This window comes from Clostridium sp. JN-1 (assembly GCF_003718715.1).
Taxonomy (GTDB): Bacteria; Bacillota; Clostridia; order Clostridiales; family Clostridiaceae; genus Clostridium_AV.
Genome location: NZ_CP033465.1, coordinates 1,592,784 through 1,612,563, shown reverse-complemented (window position 1 = coordinate 1,612,563; position 19,780 = coordinate 1,592,784). Strand labels below are relative to the sequence as shown.

The following is a 19,780-nucleotide window of genomic DNA, read 5'->3' as shown; positions in this document are numbered from 1 at the left end:
CAATTGGAAGATATAATCGCAAAAATTGAGCATAATGGAAAGATAACTAGATTGAACCTATTATTTAATTCAGATATGAAAACAACCATAAATTTATGCAGAGTTAATGGTGCTACTCCTAAGGCTTTAAATGAATTTAAGGCTCTATTAAGTTTCTATAACTTAAGTTTAGTAAAAAATAAATTGAAACTAAGATGGAATAGACAAATTGCTCCACTTGGAGCAGAGGATACAGAAACAATGGGCGGCAACTTTGAAAATACCTGCAAAAAATACTGCAATGTAATCGAAGAAAATATGAGATGGTATCAGGACCAATGGGAACCTATCATAAAAAGAATAAAATCCTGTGATGTAAATATAGATGATTTAGATAATAAAATAGATTTATCAAGTGATAAATTTAGTGCTTTGAAGTTTATAAAAGGGACATTAGGAGAGAGGCTGGCTGCTGTTATTAAATCTGAAATTTATAGATTGGATTATGATAAATATAAGGACTCTACGGATAAATTAGCAGATATTGTTAGTAAATATTCCAGCAGCCAAGGTAGTGTAATAGTAAGAGGATTACAACAAGCAGTAATTAATAATGATAGCAATCTATATAGCCAATTCTATGAGTATTTAGTAAATATTAAAGAGGTTTCACCAATTATTGAAAGAAGAAGAGAGCTGTTAAATAGATTAAAAGAAACTGCTCCTAAGTGGGCAAAGGAGATTGAATTAAGAAGAAGAATACGTGGTAATGCTAAAACTCCTGGTAATATAAAAGGGGCATGGTTATAGATAGATTTCTTCAATCCAAAATGGAGCCTGCTGAATACAGAAAAAGAGAAATATTATGTGGTAACTCAGCAAATTTCCAAGGTGATGAAAGGGACATAATCTTTTTATCAATGGTAGATACGAATGACGGTAATGGTCCATTAAGGTTAAATGGTTATGGAACTGATAACTTATATAAAAAGAGATATAATGTAGCAGTAAGTAGGGCGAAAGACCAAATTTGGTTAATACACTCAATAGACTCTGAAAATGATTTGAAGATGGGTGATATTAGAAAAGAGCTTTTGGATTACTTTAAGAATCCTAATTCAAAAGATAACGAATATAACCTAAATGTAGTTAAGGCAGAGTCTGAATTTGAAAAAAGAGTTATGAGGTATTTAATTGATAAGGGATATAAAATAATACCTCAGTGGGAAGTTGGAGCCTATAGAATTGATATGGTTGCAGTATATAAAGATAAGAAAGTTGCCATTGAGTGTGATGGTGAAAAGTGGCATGGTGAAGATAAATTTGAAGAGGATATGAATAGGCAAGCAATTCTTGAAAGATTAGGATGGAGATTTATAAGAATAAGAGGCAGCGAATTTTTTAAGGATGAACTTGGTACTATGGGAACAGTTTATAAAAAACTTAATGATATGGAAATATTCTGTGATGACTCTGAAGTTGCAATTGAATACTCGCCTTCATATGAGTTAAAAGATAGGGTTGTTGCAAGAGGTGAAGAAATTTTACGGGAATGGGACAGTAGTAAATAAGTACCTGAAAGATTTACTTCTTCGGTGAATGGTCATAGCCATAACTCTCCCACTATCTTCATCTGAACTATTAATTTTATGTTGTATATTAATATATATTTAATAAAGTTGCAGCAATTTCTTGATTTTTTCATTGAAATAAAAATCAACAATTATCCTTTTTTTTGTAAAAATATTTGTAGGGGTTGGTGCTTCAAAAGTTAGAGATTTATTTAAATAAGCTGAGAAAAAGGCTCCTTGCATCGTGTTTTTAGGTGATGAGTTTATTGAAATATTAAATTTCACACCTGTATAAATGCAAAACAGATAATTCTAACTAGTCACACTATTGAAATTCATTAATCAACTCAGTTGTTTTTTGACTATTTTGATGAATTAATCTTTTTATTTATGAAATTATAAAAAATTCATTTTTGAAAATAGTTATGTTATAATAGTTCTTGTAAAAATATAAAAGGGGGTTTATAGTATGCATAAAAAATTATCTAAAGATGCATATGGCGGCGTAGCGGGTAAAGACTACGTTCCTTACATTTCCAGCGGTTCTAAATCCGGTGGAAATGGTGCTGTATTAATAATCGGTATTATTTTAGCTGCACTATTTGCAGCGTCTACTGCCTATTCAGGTATGAAAGCAGGGCTTACAGTTGCAGCGGGTATACCTGGTTCTATAATAGGTTCTGCATTTATAGCTATATTTGCTAAACAAAAAGGTATCCTTGGCAAAAACTTAGTTCAAGGTATGTCAAGCGGCGGAGAATCCGTTGCTAGTGGTATAATATTTGTTTTACCAGCAGTACTTCTAATAGGTTCAAAAGTTACTTTCTTAGAAGGTTTTGCTGTTGGTGTAGGTGGAGTCTTATTCGGTATAGGAATAGCTTCTCTTGTTTACAATTACTTAATGATTCAAGAACATGGTAAACTAATGTACCCTGAGTCAATGGCTATATCTGAGACACTTGTTGCTTCAGAAGGTGCTGGAGAATCAATGAAGTACATGGGAATAGGATTTGGAATAGGTGGAGGTATAACTGTTTTAGGTAGTTCATTTTTAAATGTAGCTAATAGCGTTATAAGCTATGTAAATGAGTCCTTCTACAAGTGGAAATTTGAAATTGAAGCTAACCCTCTATTATTAGGTATAGGATTCATAGTTGGTTTAGATGTTTCTATAACTATGTTTGCCGGTGCTATATTATCTAATTTTGCTATTATGCCTTTAATAGGTTACTTTGCTTCCCTTGGACAAGGCGGTCCAGCTGTATGGAATGATCCGAATGTTGCTACAAACGCTATGCAAGTTAAAAATATAGCTGGTAGTTATGTAAAATATGTCGGAGCTGGTATGATGCTTTCTGGTGGTTTAATAGGAGCTATAAAGCTTATACCTACTATAATAGCTTCTATAAAGGAAACTGTTAATGCCAAGTCTTCAAGTGGTGCTGGTAGTTCATCTACTGCTGGTAGTTCATCTGCTGAAAATATAATATTGCTTGGAGGTATAATAGTAGGATTTATAGGTGGATTCTTAATATCTGGTGGTAATATATCAATGGCAATAATTGCTTCTATTTTATCATTATTCTTATCACTTTTATTTGTTATAGTTTCTGGTCGTTTAACTGGTACTATAGGAACTTCAAATCTTCCTGTATCAGGTATGACTATAGCTTCTATAGTTATTGTAACATTATTATTCGTTGCAATGGGATGGAAAAGTCCTGAAAACAATAGATCTTTGCTTTTATTTGGTACATTTATAGTTACTGCTATATCTGTAGCTGGTGGTTATTGCCAATCACAAAAAGTTACATTCATAGTTGGTGGTGACAAAAATGAAATGCAAAAATACTTTGCTATAGCTGGTATAGTTGGTGTTGCAGTAGTTACTGGTGTTATATTATTACTCTCAAGCCAACTTTCTATGACTGGTGATAATGTGCCATTTGCATTACCTCAAGCTAACTTAATGTCAACATTGACTGGCGGTATAATGTCAGGTAAATTACCTTGGGTTATGATAATTGCTGGTGCTGTTATCGGAATCTTTTTATTCTTATTAAAGCTTCCTGTAATGACAATTGCTATAGGATTTTATTTACCAGTATCTACAACTTCTATAATATTAATAGGTGCATTGATTCGTGTATTTGTAGAAAAAGTTTCTAAAACTGAAAAAGAAAAAGAAGTTAAGGTTTCTAATGGTATAAGTTTATCATCTGGACTTGTTGCTGGTGGTTCTATAATAGGACTTGTTGGTATAATACTTCAAGTAACAGGTGTTATAAAAGGAAAGGGACCAAGTGGATTTGCTACTACCAATGGAATGGCATATATAATATTAGCAGTTCTAGTAATAGCTACTATAATACCTATATTAAAAAGTAAAGTAAAAGATGCTGAATAACAACGAAGAGGTTTTAAATATAATATTTAAAATCTCAGATAACTTAGAATATGAAACAGATAAAGACAATATTGTGACTATACTTGAAAAACAAGATCATAAGATCCAAAGGTTCTTTAGAAAACTTAAATTTAGAATTCCAGAATATAAGAAAACTACTTTGGATGAATATGGAAGTTACGTATTGTTACAAATAGATGGCAAGAAAACTATAAAAGAGATTGGCGAAAATCTAGAAGCAAAGTTTGGTGATGAAGTTCACCCTCTTTATGAAAGATTATTGTTATTCTTAAATCATATTGATGTTAATTGTCACTATATAGAAAAAACAAATTTATAATTATAAAAGATGGCACTATATTATAGCTGCCATCTTTATTTATTGAAATAGACATAATTTTTATTGGTAGTTATTAATTTAGACTTTATCTTAATAAATTACTGTTATTTTAAATTAGTTTTTTAATACTAAAGTTATCTTCAAGCAAAGCCCAATTTTGTGGAAATGGGAAACCTAAAGCCCAGTAACTGATACCTCTCAAATTATATCTTTTTACTGTATCAAACTTTGCTTGGGCACTGCGAGCATCTTCAAACCACACTTCATGCATTCTTCCATCTTTATCTTTATATTGATAAAATGGTGTTTGAGAAATGGGATCGTATTGAATAGCTGCCCCATGGTTAATAGCTCTTGTCAATGCCTCCTGCATACTAAAGGTTTCAGCTTGCTGACCGCTTACATGAGGAATCAACCAATCTCTTGCATAAAGCTGAAAGCCAAAGTAGATTTTATCTCTTGGAATGACAGAAACTGCGTAGTCTAAAACACGTATAATTTGATTTAATGGAGAAATTGGCTGTGGGGGACCAAGTCGATATCCCCATTCATAAGTCATAAGTATAACAAAATCAAGAATTCTTCCATGAAATCTATAGTCATGGGCCGTATATAGCGATCCCTGCTGCTGTTCACTTGTTTTTGGTGCTAAGGCACTTGATACGAAAAAGTTTTCTCTATGCAAACGCAGTACTGCTTCTCTAAGAAATCTATTATAAAGGTCACGATCTGCAGGAAGTACACCCTCAAAATCAATATTTACTCCTTTATATCCCTTTTGTTTCATGGTATTAATTATATTTGTAAACAAAGTTTGCTGGACACTAGGGCTAGATAAAACAACATGGGCAAGATTTTGCCCCAGTTCAGTTGATGTAAAATTTGTAATGGCCATCATTGGAACAGCTTTTTGATTGATCCCTTCATTAATTGCAGGGGTATCATCTATCGGTTGAAGAGAACCATCTTCTCGTATTCTATATGCAAAGGGACTTAGGTAAGTTAAGTATTTACCTTCATCTTTAACAATAGGTACTGCTTCATTGCCTAAAAAATATATATAACCATTCACATCTATATTAGGTCGCTCACGCTTAACTGGAATAACTAATGTTTCTCCAGGTTGGATCATACTGGGGTTTTTAATATCATTTGCTGTCATAAGACTTTGTAAAGATATACCATATAAGTCAGCAATTTCGCTTAGAGTTTCTCCTGGTTTTACGATATGTTTAGGTGCTGGAATATATAATTTAAGTCCTGGATAAATACTATCAGGATTAACTGCTGGATTTGCCTGAATAATTGACTGCGGTGAAATTCCATAAGACTTTGCAATACTCCATATAGTTTCACCGGCTTTTACATTATGAAAAAAGTCTTCTGTTGGGATGAGTAACGCTTGACCAATAACTAATCGGTCAGCATATGGAAGTCCATTAACTTCTATTATTTTATTAATGGATACATCATAATAATTTGATATTTGCCAAAGTGATTCCCCTGATTTAATTACATGAATAATCACAGGCTGCCTCCTGAATTTTTATTTCACACATTACATTCTATGTGAGAGATTAAAGAATGTTACAAATATATATTATATGTTTGAATGATACCATTACAAGGAAAGTGAGGAAGACATACCTTAAAAAAGCTTCTCAAAAGTGGAAACAATGGGTTTATGAATGTATATGAAGGTTCTATATACTTTACAGATGAGCAAGATGGTAATGGTTTATACAAAATGAATACTGATGGTTTAAATGTAACTAAGCTGACTAATGATGAGAGTTACTTCATTAATATCTCTGGAGATAGAATATAGTACAAGAATAACTCTGATAATGGCAGTATGTACATCATTAGAATAGATGGAACAGATAGAAAGAAAGTAACAGATGAAAAGGCATATAATATAAACATCTCTGGCGGCTATATTTATTATAAAACTGATCTTGATTTTGGTGAAACCCATAAAATTAAAATCTCAGAAAGCAGCCTGCAACAGGGCTGCTTTCTATTATTACTGTGTTAGTTACCTGTATTTTGTGTTGTTTCTCCAGCTGATGTATTTGAGTCTGTATTTCCAGTTGTCCCGCCAGTTGAAGTTTTTGAATCTGTATTTCCAGTTGATCTGCCAGTTGAAGTTTTTGTATCTGTATTTCCGGTTGTTTTTCCTGTTGATTCCTTTGAATCTGTATTTCCATTAGTCTCTTCTGTTGATGCTTTTGTATCTGTATTTCCAGTTGTCTCACCAGTTGGTGCCTTTGTATCTGTATTTTTGGTTGTCCCACTTGGTGATGTATTTGAACGTGTATTTCCAGATGTTCCTTTTATTGATGCTTTTGAACCTGTATTTTTAGTTGTCCCTCTTGTTGATTCTGTTGTATCAGTAGATTGTTTGGGAACAGTATTTTCTACAGCAGGAGATTGTGTATTAGTAGAATTCCTTTTGAAATAAGATTTTACAGAGACACCAGCAATCATAAATACAATAATTGATGCAATAACCATGGCTGCCTGTTTACTCTTATTAGCTTTCTTATTTCTATGGAGTGCTTCCCTATTTCTTTTATTTATTGTTTTTTTGGCACCTGCTGGCTTATCCATAGCCATTGTAAAATCATCTTTTTCATCAGGAACTCCTGCTTTTGTATTTTCCATTTTGCTCGAGATTTCCTGATTTATATTTTTAGGTATATTAAACAATGATGCAAAGATTCCATTTTGCTCTGCAGAGGTTACTTTTTTAAATTTTTCAGGTGATCTGATTACAACAGCAGGTTTGTCATATGCTCCATATTGATTTTCTACATATATTTTAGCAGAAAATTCATCATTATTACTTAAAAAAGGTATCTGGATATCTATAGAGGTATCTTCTTCCCTTGAAGAATCAAATTTTAATCCGCCTGTTATTTTAGTATCCTTAATAGTTAAGTTACTTTTTAGACTTTGTATATTTAAAGTTATTTTGTGAACTATTTTATTTGATAGATTCCTAACGGTAACAACGTATGCATAAACTCTTTTACCATTCTTTTTCATAGGTACACCATTTCCTACAGTACATAGTATTTTAGGTGCTAAATTTTTAAAATACTCTAATAGTAATCCAGATATAATTGATATCATTATAGTTACAACTGCAGTTTTAATAACATTCATCATAATTAATTTTCGCTTCCTCACTTTTCCGATTATTACTTAATAAATTATAAAGTAGATATATATTTGTGTCAAACTTAAAAATTAATTATAATAGACCCAATAATTAAAATAAAAAATACTTGCCTTTAGTTATGAGAATAAACGTAGTTAAAACTCATCCTATTGTATTTATGCTCTTGGCAGTAGATTTAGATTTAGGACATAGCCATTTAACTAGCACAGAACGTCCTTTTCTGGTAATTTCATTTAAATAATTAATATCATATAATATTAAATATTGACAGTTTTTTATGAATACTATATAATTAAAACGTTCCAAAACTTACCGAACTAATGATTAATAGTTAAATAAATTTTAAATAATAATAACTAAAGATGTTTTCTAGGAGGAAAATAACATGATGAAAAGAAATACAAAAATATCAATAATAGGAGCTGGTGCTGTAGGTTCCACTACTGCTTATGCACTAATGAACTCAGGACTTGCAACAGAAATAGTTATAGTTGATATAAATAAAGAAAAAGCCAAAGGCGAAGCGATGGATTTGTCCCACGGAGCATGCTTTGTGAAACCTGTAGAAATAAAATCTGGAGATTATAAAGATACAAAAGACTCAGATATAGTTATAATAACAGCTGGTGCACCTTCAAAACCTGGAGAAACAAGATTAGATCTTATAGGCAGAAACCTTAAAATATTTAAGTCGATTGTTCCAGATGTAGTTAAATACAGTCCAAATAGTATATTACTTGTAGTTTCAAACCCTGTAGATATACTTACTTATATAACTTACAAGCTGTCAGGTTTCCCAGCTAATAGAGTTATAGGTTCAGGTACAGTACTTGATACATCTAGATTTAGATACATGCTTGGGAAACACTTTGATATGGACCCAAGAAATATACATACTTATATAATGGGTGAACATGGCGATTCAGAAATAGCAGCTTGGAGTTTAACAAGCATAGCTGGAATGAAAGTAGATGAATTTTGCAGTGCTGCATTTAAGAAATGTGATGATTCCTTCGAGGAATCTATAGCAAAAGATGTTAAAAATGCAGCTTATGATGTAATAGAGAAAAAAGGATGTACAAACTATGCAGTTGGATTAGCAATAAAGAGGATAGTTGAAGCTATCTTGGGAGATGAAAATGCTATACTTACAGTTTCAAGTTTACTTTCTGGTGAATATAATATAAATGATATATATATGGGAGTTCCTTCTATAGTAGGTAGAGAAGGTGTTAAACGTATATTAGAAGTGCCTTTAGATGATGATGAGTTCTCAAAATTATGTGAATCAGCTAAAACTTTAAAGGAACATATTGATAAAAGCAATATTGGATAAATTTTATTCATATTTCCAATTTCCTATTTAATAAAAAGGTTGTGCATTTAAATGAACTGCTCTCTCCCAAGTAAACAAGTTTTTATTATTTCACTTGTCTACCTGGAAGGGAGCATATCAATTTTAGGCACAACCTAATTTTTATTTATTAATACGAAGCCCCTACCATTGTGGCAGGGGAGGTTCACGATAGGATATATTAGGATTTTGATTTCTTCTTTGTACCTTTAAAATTTTGTTTTCTTTCATCTAAAGATTCTAGAGCTTCTCTTTATGCTGCAATTGTTGACAATATATCTCCTATTGATGATATAAGACTGCCAAGTATGTTTAACTCATAAGTTGTTTTATACTGTGCTAGTGCAATAGCAATAATGCTTGATAGAAGAGCTAATTCATTAGGATCTATGGAATATATCATTTGCACTTTGTCACCTTTCCTAACATATATCTATTAATATACTATATATGTAGAATAATTAAACTTTAAATAATTGTATCACAGATACCTTTTTCAGTAAGATCACGAGCGGATTTTATTGCACAGTTTACCATGCTTGATACTGCAGTGTCAGTATAAAAAGCCATATGTTGTGTCATTGTAACATTTGGAAACTGACGCAAATATGCCATCTTCTCATTGCTGATAATATCGCTTCGTTTATCTTGGTGGTAGATACCATCTTCTCCCTCGATAACATCTAGTGCTAATGCACTTATTTTTTGTGACTCAATTCCATAAATTAATGCATCAATGTCCATTAGTTCGCCGCGCGCACAGTTTATTAAAACTACATTATCTTTCATATGGTTAATTTTTTCTTGATTAATTATGTGGTATGTACTTTCTAGTAAAGGTGTATGCAGCGAAATAATATCACATGAACTTATAATTGTATCTAAATCTGTATATTCAGCATATTTTTTTACTGTGTCATTTTCATACATATCATATGCAAGTATTTTACAACCAAATCCAGAAAGATTTTTAATAACACATTGTCCGATTCTTCCGGTACCGATGATCCCTACAGTTAATGTATGGAGCTCACGTCCTTGCAAACCATTCAAAGAATAGTCATTTACATTTCCACGCCACATTGCTTGTTTATAATTTCTTAAAGCTATTAATATAAGCATTACCGTATAATCGGCTACACCTGTAGGTGGATAATTTGAATTTGCAATCTTTAAACCAATTTCATGAGCATGTTCTACATCAATTTGATTATAACCAATTGTTCTTGTGACACAGCACTTTATTCCATGTTCCGCTAATTTATCCTGCAAATCTGCTGTTATATAGCTTCTTCCTAAAATAGAAACTGCGTCATAACCTTGCACCATTGGTAAATTATCATGAGTCAGAGGATCAGAGATACATGTAATTTCACACTGATATTCTAATGCATATTTTTTAAAATATGCTTTTTCATCATTACGTACTTCAAAAGCTAGAAGTTTCATAAATAAGCCTCCTTGAGTTCATTAATAGTTAGTTAAAATTATAACAAATTACGACAAGGATTGCTAATATCATTTCTTTTAGTTATAATAACTTAAGGTTATTATAATTAACAAGTTAACAAGCTAACAAGATAATAAGATAATATATAAAATAGGAGAAATGTTATGAATACTAAACAATTGGAGTATTTTGTATCTTTAACTGAAACGTTAAATTTTACTAAAACAGCACAGAAATTTTATATATCCCAGACTGCAGTAACCAAGCAAATTAAAAGATTAGAGCAGATGTTAGACACCAAATTATTTATTAGGAATAATCATCATGTGGAATTGACACCAGCTGGAAGTGTATTCTTGACACAAGCAAAAATTATTCTTTTCAAGATTGAAGAAGCTGCAGAAAGAGTGCATTTAACTACTATTGGTTTTGTTGGTGTATTACGTATTGGATTTGTAATGGGTTATGAAAAGACATCTTTTTCAGATTTGCTTTTCCAGTTTCACAATAAGTATCCTAATATTTCAATTATATTTGTTAGAGGAAATGAAAAAGAATTATATGATAAAGTTTCTAACCTCGAATTGGATATAGTTTTTAATACTTGGAATGAAAAAGAAATGACATCACTATTGGATAAATATTTAATCAAAGCTTATTCATTGAATGTTATCGTACATCCAACACATCCATTAGCATCTCGAAAATCAGTACGTTTTGAAGAATTAACAAATGAAACTATTTTCAGATATAGTGAAATTCAAGATATCGAATCTATTCTCTTAATGGTATCTGCTAATATGGGAATTGCTATATTACCTTCTTATTGTGTACGGTATTTAAATCAATCTCAACATCTTATGATAATATCGCTGGAAGATGGTAATGAATATGTCAATATTATGGCTATATGGAATAGAGAAAACTATAATCCAGCACTGCCTAAATTAACTCAGATTATTAAGAATTAATAAGAAAATAACATTTGAAAAGCAGCCCCACAATGAAACATTGAAAACACTAGGTTTTTATTATGGGGCAAATGATAATTAATATATTATTGATTATTTTGAAACTTTAGTTAAGAAAAATAGCATTTTGGGAAAGTATTATTTTGAAGGCTCATTAATATTAGATAATACAAAGCTCCTAAAAGCTTTTGCCGCAGGAGACAGGTATATATCTTTTTTCCATACCATATATATGGTTCGAATAAAATATAAATCTGATAATTTTAATACAGTTACCCCGCCGGTATATATGCTTGGATTATTTACAACAAAAGCAATTCCTAGATTAGCTCTTACTAAACCAGTAACATTATTACCTTCATTAGATTTAAAGGCAGTTTTAAACTTAAAATCAGGATATCCTTTTTTTGCAATTCCATTGTAAATTGTATGAACTATACCAGTACTATTATTATAGCCTATAAAAGTTTCATCTTTAATGTCTTCAAAGCTTACCTGTTCCCTTTGAGCTAATGGATGGGAGTCAGGGACTATTAATATCATTTCTTCATTATATATAGGTTCTTTACTAATAAGTGAAAATTCATCATCATCTTTAAACTCTCCACAAAATCCTATGTCTGTTATACCATCTAATACATCATGGAGTATATGTTGAGTAGTTTTTTGAGTGAGTTCTATATTTATATCTTTATTTTTTTCGTGAAATGTTCTAATTAAATCAGGCACATAGTAAGCACCAACTGAAAATATACTGCTTACATGAATTGTTCCAGTTTTAATATTAGCTAAATTTTGAGTTGCTAGAATACCTTCTTTAATCTCTCTAATGGAATTGTTTACATAACCATAAAAAACCCTTCCATATTTATTTAGTTTAATATTTCTTCCTTTTTTTTCAAAAAGAACGACGCCTATTTCTTCCTCAAGACTATTGATAGCCCTACTTAAAGCTGATGTTGTGATAAATAAGTTTTCTGCAGCTTTAGTAAGATGTTCATTTTTTGCAACTTCCTGAAAATATATTAAATGCTGCCAATTCATATACCATCCTCCATTTTAAGAGTGTATCTTTTTTTAGTATACCTTTTTTTATTGTTGGTTATATTAATTATAATTAATTGTTGATTTATTTGCAATAAATTGTTGATATTTACGAAATAGATATTACTAATGAGTTATGCTATTGTGTGAATATAGAGAATAAATGAAATATTGAAAAGTTAGAATAAGCATATCTAAAGAAGGAAAAATTAAAATGTACTTTAAATTATCATTAATTAAAAGAGTTACAAATTATTATTTCTGTAAAATGCAATGTGTATATCTAAGTCAATAATGAAGAAAAGCATAAATGAATATTAGGGTATACTCTTGCTTTAATAAATAATATGCAGTCAAATATATTTAAATTTAGAAAGGGGTTAAAAAATGGAAGGAAATAAGGAGCTCCTAAAAAAGAACACACCTATGGAATTTGCCTGTTGTAAAGCAGCTGAATTTTGTGAAGGTGGAACAAATATTTTTGTTGGAGTTGGATTGAGTCTGCTGCCTGCCCAATTGGCTCAAAGAACATTTGCACCAGATATTGCTATTGTTTATGAAGGCGGTTCAATTGGTTCAACTCCAGTAGGTCGAGTACCTTGGGGTGTGGATGATACTGTCATTCAATCTAATGCTGAATGTCAGACAGATTTAGTTACAACCTTAGGATGTCTAGCTCAATCAGGAAGGGTTGATGTAACGTATCTTGGAGCAGCACAATGTGATAAATATGCAAACTTAAATACTACAATAAGAGGAAACGATTACACAAGTCCTAAAGTAAGAATATCAGGAAGCGGCGGCGGACATGATTTGGCAGTTGGTTCAAAAAAAGTTGTGGTTATTATGAATCATGCTGCAGATAGAATAGTTGATAAACTAGATTATAGAACGAGTCCTGGATTTTGTGAAGGTGGGCGTTCTAGATGGGATGTTTGGAATCTTTCAGGAGGCGGACCTGCAGCCATTATTACTGATTTAGCAGTTTTGAAACCTAATCCTGTTACTTATGAATTGGAGATTGCTGAGATTTATCCATTTACAACTATTGAAGAAGTTAAGGAAAAGACTGGTTTTGACATCAAGGCAGCTAAGGATTTTAAGATTACAGGTATTCCTACTGATGAACAGATTAAAATTATCAGAGAACAACTTGATACATCTGGAGATTTTACAGGCTGGAAAAAGTTATTTAAATAGGTCTTGAAAGGAGGTTACTAAGTTATGAAAAGTAAAATAATTTCTTTAAGTGATGCTGTACAAAAATATGTAAAAGATCGATCAATGGTTGCATCCGGTGGTTTTCCAATGTCTAGGCAGAGCACAATATTTTGTAAGGAAATTCTAAGACAGAAGAAGGCAGGAAAAATTGCTGTCAATGATCTGTTTTGGGTAGAACCTGGTATAGGTTTTGGTGGAGATATGCTTATAGCCGAAGGAGTAATTGACTCAGTTATATCTACCTTTACCGGTCATGAGAGACCAGGTCTTAGTAAAGTTACTAGAGATTCCTTGGAAAAAGGCATTCCAAGAAAAATTAAATGGGAAGATGAAACTAATTTAAGTTTAAATTTAAAGATTATGGCAGGAGCATTAAATATACCATTTATTCCTTCTAACTCCTGTGTCTGGGGCGATCTTAGAAAACCAGGACTATGGGATCAAAAATTGCCGTATCAAAAGGATATTATTATGGAGGATCCTTATGGTTCAGGAAAGAAGGTTGCTTTACTTCAAGCAGTTAATCCTGACGTGACAGTAGTTCATGTAAACTTTGCCGATGAAAAAGGTAACGGAATTATTCTAGGATCAGTTTATTATGACTATTGGATGGGACGATGCGGGAAAAATATTATTTTAATAGCTGACCATATTGTAGATACTGCAATGTGCCGCCAGTATCCTAATCTTGTAACAATACCTGGAGCAGGAGTCGATGCAGTTGTACCTTGGTATATGGGGGCTTGGCCTACAAATTCCCCAGGAATATATGGTGAGGACATTGAACATATGACTTCCTTTATTAAAACTTGCCGTGACAAGGCAGCTCTTCGCGAGTACCTTGATAAGTATGTATATTCTTGGAATACTCATGAGGAGTATTTAAAACTTATAGATAATAAGGAAAAGCTTGAGAATAATCCAGCTAATGTATTGGCTGAACCATTTAAGCAGTGGATTAAATATTAAGGAGGAGTTTTGTAATGATAGAAGAAAAATCTGTCCTATTGGAGAAAGAAAATGGTATTGCAACTGTTACCATGAATAGACCTAGGGTACTTAATACGCTGCATCCAAATTTGATTACTGAGCTAGTTGATACTTTAAATGAAGTTGAAAATGATGCTTCAATTAGAGTAGTAATATTAACAGGTGCAGGAAGAGCATTTTGTGCAGGCGGTGATTTGCCTTATATTAATGAACTTAAGACTGCTGTTGATGGACGTAAATACATCAGGCATGCTTCACAAATAGTAAGCACTATAACAAAAATGAGCAAACCTGTAATAGGTATGGTTAATGGTGTAGCTGCAGGAGCAGGATTTAACATAGCCTTAGCTTGTGACATTGTTCTTTGTGCTAAATCAGCTAGGTTTGCACAGAGTTTTAGCAAGGTTGGTCTTGTTCCAGACTGCGGTGGAACATATTTTCTGACCAAGGCAGTAGGGCTGCATAAGGCAAAGGAATTAATGTTTACAGCAGATTTAATAAACTCAGATACAGCACTGCAACTTGGAATAGTCAATCAAGTAATTGATGATGCTGAACTAAAAGAGGCAGCCGTTAAATTTGCAGAAAGACTGGCAAATTCAGCATCAATTGCTCTAGCTTTAACAAAGAGAATATTAAATTTAAAGGAAAGTCAAGAACTTGAATATTCATTAGAATTAGAGGCAGGAATGCAGTGCGTCTGCTTGCAGACAGAGGACAATAAGGAAGGTGTAAAGGCATTTAAAGAGAAGAGAAAGCCTGTATTTAAAGGAAAGTAGTTTGTGTAAAATCAGCAGCTTGATTCTAGCAATGTCACAGCTGCTGGTTTCAAAACATTAATATTTTGTTTAGGGAGGGATGAATATGATTATCCAAAACAAAACTGCCATTGTATCTGGTGGGGCTTCTGGATTAGGAGAGGCTACAACTAGAAGACTTTTAAGCCTTGGAGCGAAAGTAGTAGTTCTGGATACTAACAGTGATAAAGGAAATGATTTAGTTGAAGAATTAGGAGCTAACTTGGCATTTTACAAAACAGATATTACCAGAACTGAGGAAATTCAAGCTGCTATTGATTTTGCTGTCTATAAATTTGGTAGATTAGATATTGTAGTAAACTGCGCAGGTATTGCACGCGGTATGAAAACAGCAAGTAAGAAAGCACCCCATGATATTGATCTCTTTAAGCTAACTATTAATGTTAACTTAGTTGGAACTTTTGATGTTTGCCGTCTTGCAGCATTTAAAATGATCAGTAACGAGCCTTGTGAGACAGGTGAACGTGGAGTTATTATAAATACTGCTTCAGCAGCAGCCTTTGAAGGCCAGATAGGGCAAGTTGCATATGCTGCAAGTAAGGCAGGTATTGCCGGAACAACAATTTGTATGGCACGTGACCTTTCAACAGAAGGTATACGTGTTTGTACAATAGCTCCAGGACTATTTGACACACCAATGATGTCTAATTTGCCTGATTCTGTAAAAGTTGAGCTTGCGAAAAATGTTCCATTCCCATCAAGATTGGGAAATCCAAAAGAATATGCAATGTTGGCTCAGCATGTTATTGAAAATCCAATGTTGAATGGAGAAACCATTAGGTTAGATGGAGCTTTACGCATGACTCCAAGATAATAATAGGAGGTGATATAAGTGAGAAATGTATCTGTAATAGGTATAGGTGAAACTAAGATGGGTAAACATCCTGATAGATCACTGAGGAGTCTCATCGAAGAAGCAGGTTCAAAAGCTATTACTGATGCGGGAATAGAAAAAAAAATGATCCAATCTGTCTTTGTAGGAAACTTTAACAGTTCCTTTTTGGCTTATCAGAGTCATATAGGTCCTATGGTTACAGAGGTTTTAGGACTTAAAAATATTCCTGCATTAAGGACAGAAGGAGCATGTGCTTCGGGAAGTTTAGCTTTTCGCCAGGGCTATATGGCTATTGCTTCTGGTTTGTATGATATTGTTTTAGTAGGTGGTGTAGAAAAAATGACTCATCAGCCTACTGAAGTCGTAACCACAGGCATTGCAAGTGCTTCCGATTATGAAAAGGAAGCAAGTCTTGGAATAACGTTTCCTTCCATATTTGCTATGATTGCTAATCGTTATTTCTATGAGTATAGAAATGTTCGAGAAGAGATGGCTCTTTGTGCTGTAAGCAACCACAATAATGCATTGTTAAATCCAGATGCACAAATGCAAAAAGCTATTACTGTGGATCAGGTTAAGAACGGATTTCCTGTTGCTTCACCACTTACAGTTTTTGACTGTTCACTAGTTACTGATGGTGCAGCCTTTGTTGTTCTAGCTGCAACTGACATTGCAAAATCAATTAGTAAGAAGAGAATCATTGAAGTTGCTGGCTTAGGCCATGCAGGTGACACTCTTACCGCAGCAACAAAGAAGAGTCTTACTAGTTTTGCAGCTACACAGATGGCTGCACAGCAGGCATATAAAATGGCAGGTCTTACTCCTAATGATATTGACATGGCTGAAGTTCATGATTGTTTTACAATAACTCAGATTATTAATATTGAAGACCTTGGCTTCTTCTCAAAGGGTAAAGGCGGCGATGCCGTAGCCGAAGGCAAGACAACACTCCACGGCAGCATACCAATTAATACTAGCGGCGGTTTGAAGTCTAAGGGTCACCCTATCGGTGGTACTGGTATCAGCCAAATTTATGAGATTGTTACCCAATTGCGCGGAGATGCAGGAGCAAGACAAGTTAAAAAAGCGGATATTGGTATGACTCATAATATTGGCGGTACAGCAGCAACTTGTACAGTAAATATCTTTAGGGGGTTGTAAAGTATGACGAATAAAGCGAAAATATACACTTATACTGTGATTAACTCTGCTTCAGCTGATTTTGTTGATAAAGTTCCATATGTTGTTGCTATTTTAGAAGATGCAGCTGGTACTAGATTTCCTTCTTATGTAGAAGGATACAAAGAGGGAATGGATGTATCTATTGGTATGGATGTTGAGTTCTTAAAGGAAGATAAGCTGGAAAATAAAATTTATAAGTTTATTTAGTATTTGGAGATAGTTATTGATAATCTTAACATTTCTGTATAATTGAAGCACTTTCCCTATAAAGAGTAAATCTCTTTATAGGGAAATAGGTTTTCAAATGAGCGTCATATGGTTTGATTCTAAAAAGGTTAAACTTATTTAGTTAGTTGTGTGTTTATGCTTGGAGGTGATTGTATTGACACAGTATGAAAATGTTACCTTTGAAGATAAAAATGGTATAGGAATTATTACAATAAATAGACCTAAGGAATTAAATGCATTGAATTATGCAGCAGTAAAAGAACTGGGTCAGCTTTTAGAATACCTGTCTGAAGATAAGGCTGTAAAGGTAATAATAATAACTGGGGGCACAAATAAGGCATTTGCTGCAGGGGGAGATATCATTGAAATGCAGAACATGACTACATTACAGGCACGTAACTGGGGCAAAATGGGGCAGTCTGTATTCAGTAAATTGGAGAACATGTCTCAACCGGTTATAGCTGCAATAAATGGTTTTGCATTAGGAGGCGGCTGTGAGCTGGCAATGGCATGTGATATTCGAATTGCTTCGGAAAAAGCAAAGTTTGGTCAGCCAGAAGTTACACTTGGTGTAATTCCAGGTTTTGGTGGTACCCAGCGCCTACCTCGACTAATAGGTAAGGGAAGAGCAAAAAAATTGTTGTTTACTGGTGAAATGATTGATGCAGCAGAAGCTTTTAGAATTGGGCTTGTTGATAAGGTTACTGCCGCAAGTAATTTAATGAATGAGGCAGTAACTATGGCGGAGCAAATCATGTCACGTTCCACACTGGCAGTATCATTATGCAAGACAGCTGTCAATAGGGGACTTGATTTAGATCTTGAATCTGGTCTTGCTTACGAGGCTGAAGTATTTGGATCATGCTTTTCAACAGCCGATCAGAAGGAAGGTATGAATGCATTTGCTGAGAAGCGCAAACCCAACTTTACTGGCGAGTAAAAAATTATTTAACAATTAACTTACACACAAGTTTTATATATTTATTATTGAACGTTTGACTTGTGATAGTGACCAAAACCCCAAAAATCATAGATTTTAATAATATTATTTATTGGAGGTAAGAAATGGACTTTGAATTAACATCAAAACATGAAATGTTCAGAACATTGTTTCGTGAATTTGCGGAAAAAGAAGTTAGTCCGCTGGCTAGTGAGTTAGACGAAAGTGGAGAATTTCCTTTAGATACTGTAAAAAAGATGGAAAAGTTAGGCTTCATGGGAATACCATTTCCTAAAGAATATGGCGGAGCGGGAGCTGATAACATAACATATATCCTAGCAATTGAGGAAATTGCTAAAGCTTGTGCAACTACATCAATTATCTTAGCTGTACATATGTTATCAAGCTTTGGTATATATTTATTTGGCAATAGTGAGCAAAAGAAGAAGTATTTAATTCCCATGGCTCAAGGCAAATCTCTTGGCGCTTTCGCCCTTACTGAACCAAATGCTGGAACTGATGCTTCCAACCAGCAGACAACAGCGGTATTAGAGGGAGATGAATATGTATTAAACGGCACAAAAATATTTATAACAAATGGTGGCTATGCTGATACATATATTGTCACTGCCATGACTGACCAAAGCAAAGGCTTGAAAGGTATTAGTGCATTTATTGTTGAGAAAGGGACACCTGGATTTTCTTTTGGTAAAAAGGAAAATAAAATGGGCATTAGGGCTTCCAGTACTACTGAATTGATTTTTCAAGAATGCCGAATTCCAAAGGAAAATCTTTTAAAAAAAGAGGGTGACGGATTTAAAATAGCCATGAAATGTTTAGACGGAGGGCGTATAAGTATTGCCGCTGAAGCATTAGGGCTAGCTCAAGCTGCTTTAGATGAGGCGGTTAGATATGCAAATGAGCGCCAGCAGTTTAATAAACCAATTGCCAGTTTCCAAGCTATTCAGTGGATGATAGCTGATATGGCTACTAGAGTAGAGTGTGCCAGAATGTTAGTTTATCATGCCGCTTGGCTGAAGGATAACAATAAACCTTATGGCAAAGAATCAGCGATGGCTAAACTCTATGCTTCTGAAACAGCTAGTTTCTGTGCTAACAAAGCAGTTCAAATTCACGGCGGTTATGGATACATGAAGGAATATAAGGTCGAGCGATTGCTAAGAGATTCTAGGATAACAGAGATATACGAAGGTACCTCAGAGGCACAGCGTATGGTTATCGCTAGAGCAGCATTGAAGTAGG

The 19,780-nt window shown here is 33.4% G+C and carries 20 protein-coding genes and 1 riboswitch; of the genes, 15 read left to right on the top strand and 5 right to left on the bottom strand.

Features of this window, described 5'->3' with window-relative positions; all coding sequences use genetic code 11:
• The first annotated feature begins 3 nt into the window (after positions 1 to 3).
• The 4 genes from EBB51_RS07620 (at position 4) to EBB51_RS07605 (ending at position 4,297) form a co-directional block, all read left to right on the top strand.
• Positions 4 to 789 carry a hypothetical protein gene (locus EBB51_RS07620; protein ID WP_123053913.1) on the top strand — a complete coding sequence of 262 codons (786 nt, stop codon included), beginning with the start codon at positions 4 to 6 and terminating at the stop codon, positions 787 to 789.
• Positions 780 to 1,550 carry a DUF559 domain-containing protein gene (locus EBB51_RS07615; RefSeq protein WP_150131722.1) on the top strand — a complete coding sequence of 257 codons (771 nt, stop codon included), beginning with the start codon at positions 780 to 782 and terminating at the stop codon, positions 1,548 to 1,550. The genes EBB51_RS07620 and EBB51_RS07615 overlap by 10 nt, the downstream gene beginning before the upstream one ends.
• Positions 1,531 to 1,612, bottom strand: a riboswitch (glycine riboswitch). Its footprint overlaps the gene before it by 20 nt.
• Before the next feature lie 407 nt (positions 1,613 to 2,019).
• Complete coding sequence (locus tag EBB51_RS07610) at positions 2,020 to 3,957, top strand: oligopeptide transporter, OPT family (protein ID WP_123053912.1); 1,938 nt, start codon at positions 2,020 to 2,022, stop codon at positions 3,955 to 3,957.
• Complete coding sequence (locus EBB51_RS07605) at positions 3,947 to 4,297, top strand: PqqD family protein (RefSeq protein ID WP_123053911.1); 351 nt, start codon at positions 3,947 to 3,949, stop codon at positions 4,295 to 4,297. The genes EBB51_RS07610 and EBB51_RS07605 overlap by 11 nt, the downstream gene beginning before the upstream one ends.
• Before the next feature lie 109 nt (positions 4,298 to 4,406).
• Here the strand turns inward: EBB51_RS07605 and EBB51_RS07600 are convergent, their stop codons facing one another.
• On the bottom strand, positions 4,407 to 5,825 hold the full coding sequence (locus tag EBB51_RS07600) for a LysM peptidoglycan-binding domain-containing protein (protein WP_123053910.1): 1,419 nt from the start codon (positions 5,823 to 5,825) through the stop codon (positions 4,407 to 4,409).
• Between the two features lie 156 nt (positions 5,826 to 5,981).
• Here EBB51_RS07600 and EBB51_RS07595 point away from each other — a divergent pair, with 156 nt between their 5' ends.
• Positions 5,982 to 6,125 carry a DUF5050 domain-containing protein gene (locus tag EBB51_RS07595; protein ID WP_123053909.1) on the top strand — a complete coding sequence of 48 codons (144 nt, stop codon included), beginning with the start codon at positions 5,982 to 5,984 and terminating at the stop codon, positions 6,123 to 6,125.
• 206 nt (positions 6,126 to 6,331) lie between these two features.
• Here the strand turns inward: EBB51_RS07595 and EBB51_RS07585 are convergent, their stop codons facing one another.
• Entirely contained in the window at positions 6,332 to 7,471 is a 1,140-nt protein-coding gene (locus EBB51_RS07585) for a hypothetical protein (protein ID WP_123053907.1), read from the bottom strand.
• 401 nt (positions 7,472 to 7,872) lie between these two features.
• On the opposite strand from EBB51_RS07585, the gene EBB51_RS07580 reads away from it, so the two are divergent.
• On the top strand, positions 7,873 to 8,820 hold the full coding sequence (locus EBB51_RS07580; RefSeq protein ID WP_123055014.1) for an L-lactate dehydrogenase: 948 nt from the start codon (positions 7,873 to 7,875) through the stop codon (positions 8,818 to 8,820).
• Positions 8,821 to 9,091: 271 nt separating this feature from the next.
• On the opposite strand, the gene EBB51_RS13665 is transcribed toward EBB51_RS07580, so the two are convergent.
• Both EBB51_RS13665 and EBB51_RS07575 read right to left on the bottom strand, forming a co-directional pair.
• Complete coding sequence (locus EBB51_RS13665) at positions 9,092 to 9,247, bottom strand: hypothetical protein (RefSeq protein WP_190285245.1); 156 nt, start codon at positions 9,245 to 9,247, stop codon at positions 9,092 to 9,094.
• Positions 9,248 to 9,306: 59 nt separating this feature from the next.
• Positions 9,307 to 10,287, bottom strand: coding sequence for a D-isomer specific 2-hydroxyacid dehydrogenase family protein (locus EBB51_RS07575; protein ID WP_123053906.1), 981 nt, complete (start codon positions 10,285 to 10,287; stop codon positions 9,307 to 9,309).
• A gap of 165 nt (positions 10,288 to 10,452) precedes the next feature.
• Here EBB51_RS07575 and EBB51_RS07570 point away from each other — a divergent pair, with 165 nt between their 5' ends.
• Complete coding sequence (locus EBB51_RS07570) at positions 10,453 to 11,259, top strand: LysR family transcriptional regulator (RefSeq protein WP_123053905.1); 807 nt, start codon at positions 10,453 to 10,455, stop codon at positions 11,257 to 11,259.
• A gap of 138 nt (positions 11,260 to 11,397) precedes the next feature.
• Here EBB51_RS07570 and EBB51_RS07565 read toward each other — a convergent pair whose 3' ends face one another.
• Positions 11,398 to 12,303, bottom strand: a complete 906-nt coding sequence (locus EBB51_RS07565; RefSeq protein ID WP_123053904.1) for a LysR family transcriptional regulator — start codon at positions 12,301 to 12,303, stop codon at positions 11,398 to 11,400.
• Between the two features lie 387 nt (positions 12,304 to 12,690).
• Between EBB51_RS07565 and EBB51_RS07560 the strand changes: the two genes are divergently transcribed.
• From EBB51_RS07560 to EBB51_RS07525, 8 genes are all read left to right on the top strand, one after another.
• Positions 12,691 to 13,503 (top strand): CoA-transferase, encoded by an 813-nt coding sequence (locus EBB51_RS07560; protein WP_123053903.1) that lies wholly within the window; start codon positions 12,691 to 12,693, stop codon positions 13,501 to 13,503.
• A 24-nt stretch (positions 13,504 to 13,527) separates the two neighbouring features.
• Complete coding sequence (locus EBB51_RS07555) at positions 13,528 to 14,493, top strand: CoA-transferase (RefSeq protein ID WP_123053902.1); 966 nt, start codon at positions 13,528 to 13,530, stop codon at positions 14,491 to 14,493.
• 14 nt (positions 14,494 to 14,507) lie between these two features.
• A complete protein-coding gene (locus EBB51_RS07550; RefSeq protein WP_123053901.1) occupies positions 14,508 to 15,293 on the top strand; it encodes an enoyl-CoA hydratase-related protein in 786 nt (261 codons plus the stop codon).
• 85 nt (positions 15,294 to 15,378) lie between these two features.
• Positions 15,379 to 16,146: a 3-hydroxyacyl-CoA dehydrogenase gene (locus EBB51_RS07545; RefSeq protein WP_123053900.1), complete on the top strand. Its 768-nt coding sequence runs from the start codon at positions 15,379 to 15,381 to the stop codon at positions 16,144 to 16,146.
• A gap of 18 nt (positions 16,147 to 16,164) precedes the next feature.
• Positions 16,165 to 17,328, top strand: coding sequence for a thiolase domain-containing protein (locus tag EBB51_RS07540; RefSeq protein ID WP_123053899.1), 1,164 nt, complete (start codon positions 16,165 to 16,167; stop codon positions 17,326 to 17,328).
• A 3-nt stretch (positions 17,329 to 17,331) separates the two neighbouring features.
• Positions 17,332 to 17,556 carry an OB-fold domain-containing protein gene (locus EBB51_RS07535; RefSeq protein WP_123053898.1) on the top strand — a complete coding sequence of 75 codons (225 nt, stop codon included), beginning with the start codon at positions 17,332 to 17,334 and terminating at the stop codon, positions 17,554 to 17,556.
• A gap of 175 nt (positions 17,557 to 17,731) precedes the next feature.
• The gene (locus tag EBB51_RS07530) at positions 17,732 to 18,517 is read left to right on the top strand and encodes an enoyl-CoA hydratase-related protein (RefSeq protein ID WP_123053897.1); all 786 of its coding nucleotides are present in this window, start codon (positions 17,732 to 17,734) and stop codon (positions 18,515 to 18,517) included.
• A 125-nt stretch (positions 18,518 to 18,642) separates the two neighbouring features.
• On the top strand, positions 18,643 to 19,779 hold the full coding sequence (locus EBB51_RS07525; protein WP_123053896.1) for an acyl-CoA dehydrogenase: 1,137 nt from the start codon (positions 18,643 to 18,645) through the stop codon (positions 19,777 to 19,779).
• Position 19,780 lies beyond the last annotated feature (1 nt).

Bases quoted from the DNA above. Each gene is read 5' to 3' on its own strand.
- EBB51_RS07555 (WP_123053902.1), top strand. From the start codon at position 13,528: ATGAAAAGTAAAATAATTTCTTTAAGTGATGCTGTACAAAAATATGTA.
- EBB51_RS07550 (WP_123053901.1), top strand. From the start codon at position 14,508: ATGATAGAAGAAAAATCTGTCCTATTGGAGAAAGAAAATGGTATTGCA.
- EBB51_RS07575 (WP_123053906.1), bottom strand. From the start codon at position 10,287: ATGAAACTTCTAGCTTTTGAAGTACGTAATGATGAAAAAGCATATTTT.
- EBB51_RS07545 (WP_123053900.1), top strand. From the start codon at position 15,379: ATGATTATCCAAAACAAAACTGCCATTGTATCTGGTGGGGCTTCTGGA.
- EBB51_RS07570 (WP_123053905.1), top strand. From the start codon at position 10,453: ATGAATACTAAACAATTGGAGTATTTTGTATCTTTAACTGAAACGTTA.
- EBB51_RS07565 (WP_123053904.1), bottom strand. From the start codon at position 12,303: ATGAATTGGCAGCATTTAATATATTTTCAGGAAGTTGCAAAAAATGAA.
- EBB51_RS07525 (WP_123053896.1), top strand. From the start codon at position 18,643: ATGGACTTTGAATTAACATCAAAACATGAAATGTTCAGAACATTGTTT.
- EBB51_RS07610 (WP_123053912.1), top strand. From the start codon at position 2,020: ATGCATAAAAAATTATCTAAAGATGCATATGGCGGCGTAGCGGGTAAA.
- EBB51_RS07580 (WP_123055014.1), top strand. From the start codon at position 7,873: ATGAAAAGAAATACAAAAATATCAATAATAGGAGCTGGTGCTGTAGGT.
- EBB51_RS07595 (WP_123053909.1), top strand. From the start codon at position 5,982: ATGAATGTATATGAAGGTTCTATATACTTTACAGATGAGCAAGATGGT.
- EBB51_RS07535 (WP_123053898.1), top strand. From the start codon at position 17,332: ATGACGAATAAAGCGAAAATATACACTTATACTGTGATTAACTCTGCT.
- EBB51_RS07560 (WP_123053903.1), top strand. From the start codon at position 12,691: ATGGAAGGAAATAAGGAGCTCCTAAAAAAGAACACACCTATGGAATTT.
- EBB51_RS07585 (WP_123053907.1), bottom strand. From the start codon at position 7,471: ATGATGAATGTTATTAAAACTGCAGTTGTAACTATAATGATATCAATT.
- EBB51_RS07615 (WP_150131722.1), top strand. From the start codon at position 780: ATGGTTATAGATAGATTTCTTCAATCCAAAATGGAGCCTGCTGAATAC.
- EBB51_RS07605 (WP_123053911.1), top strand. From the start codon at position 3,947: ATGCTGAATAACAACGAAGAGGTTTTAAATATAATATTTAAAATCTCA.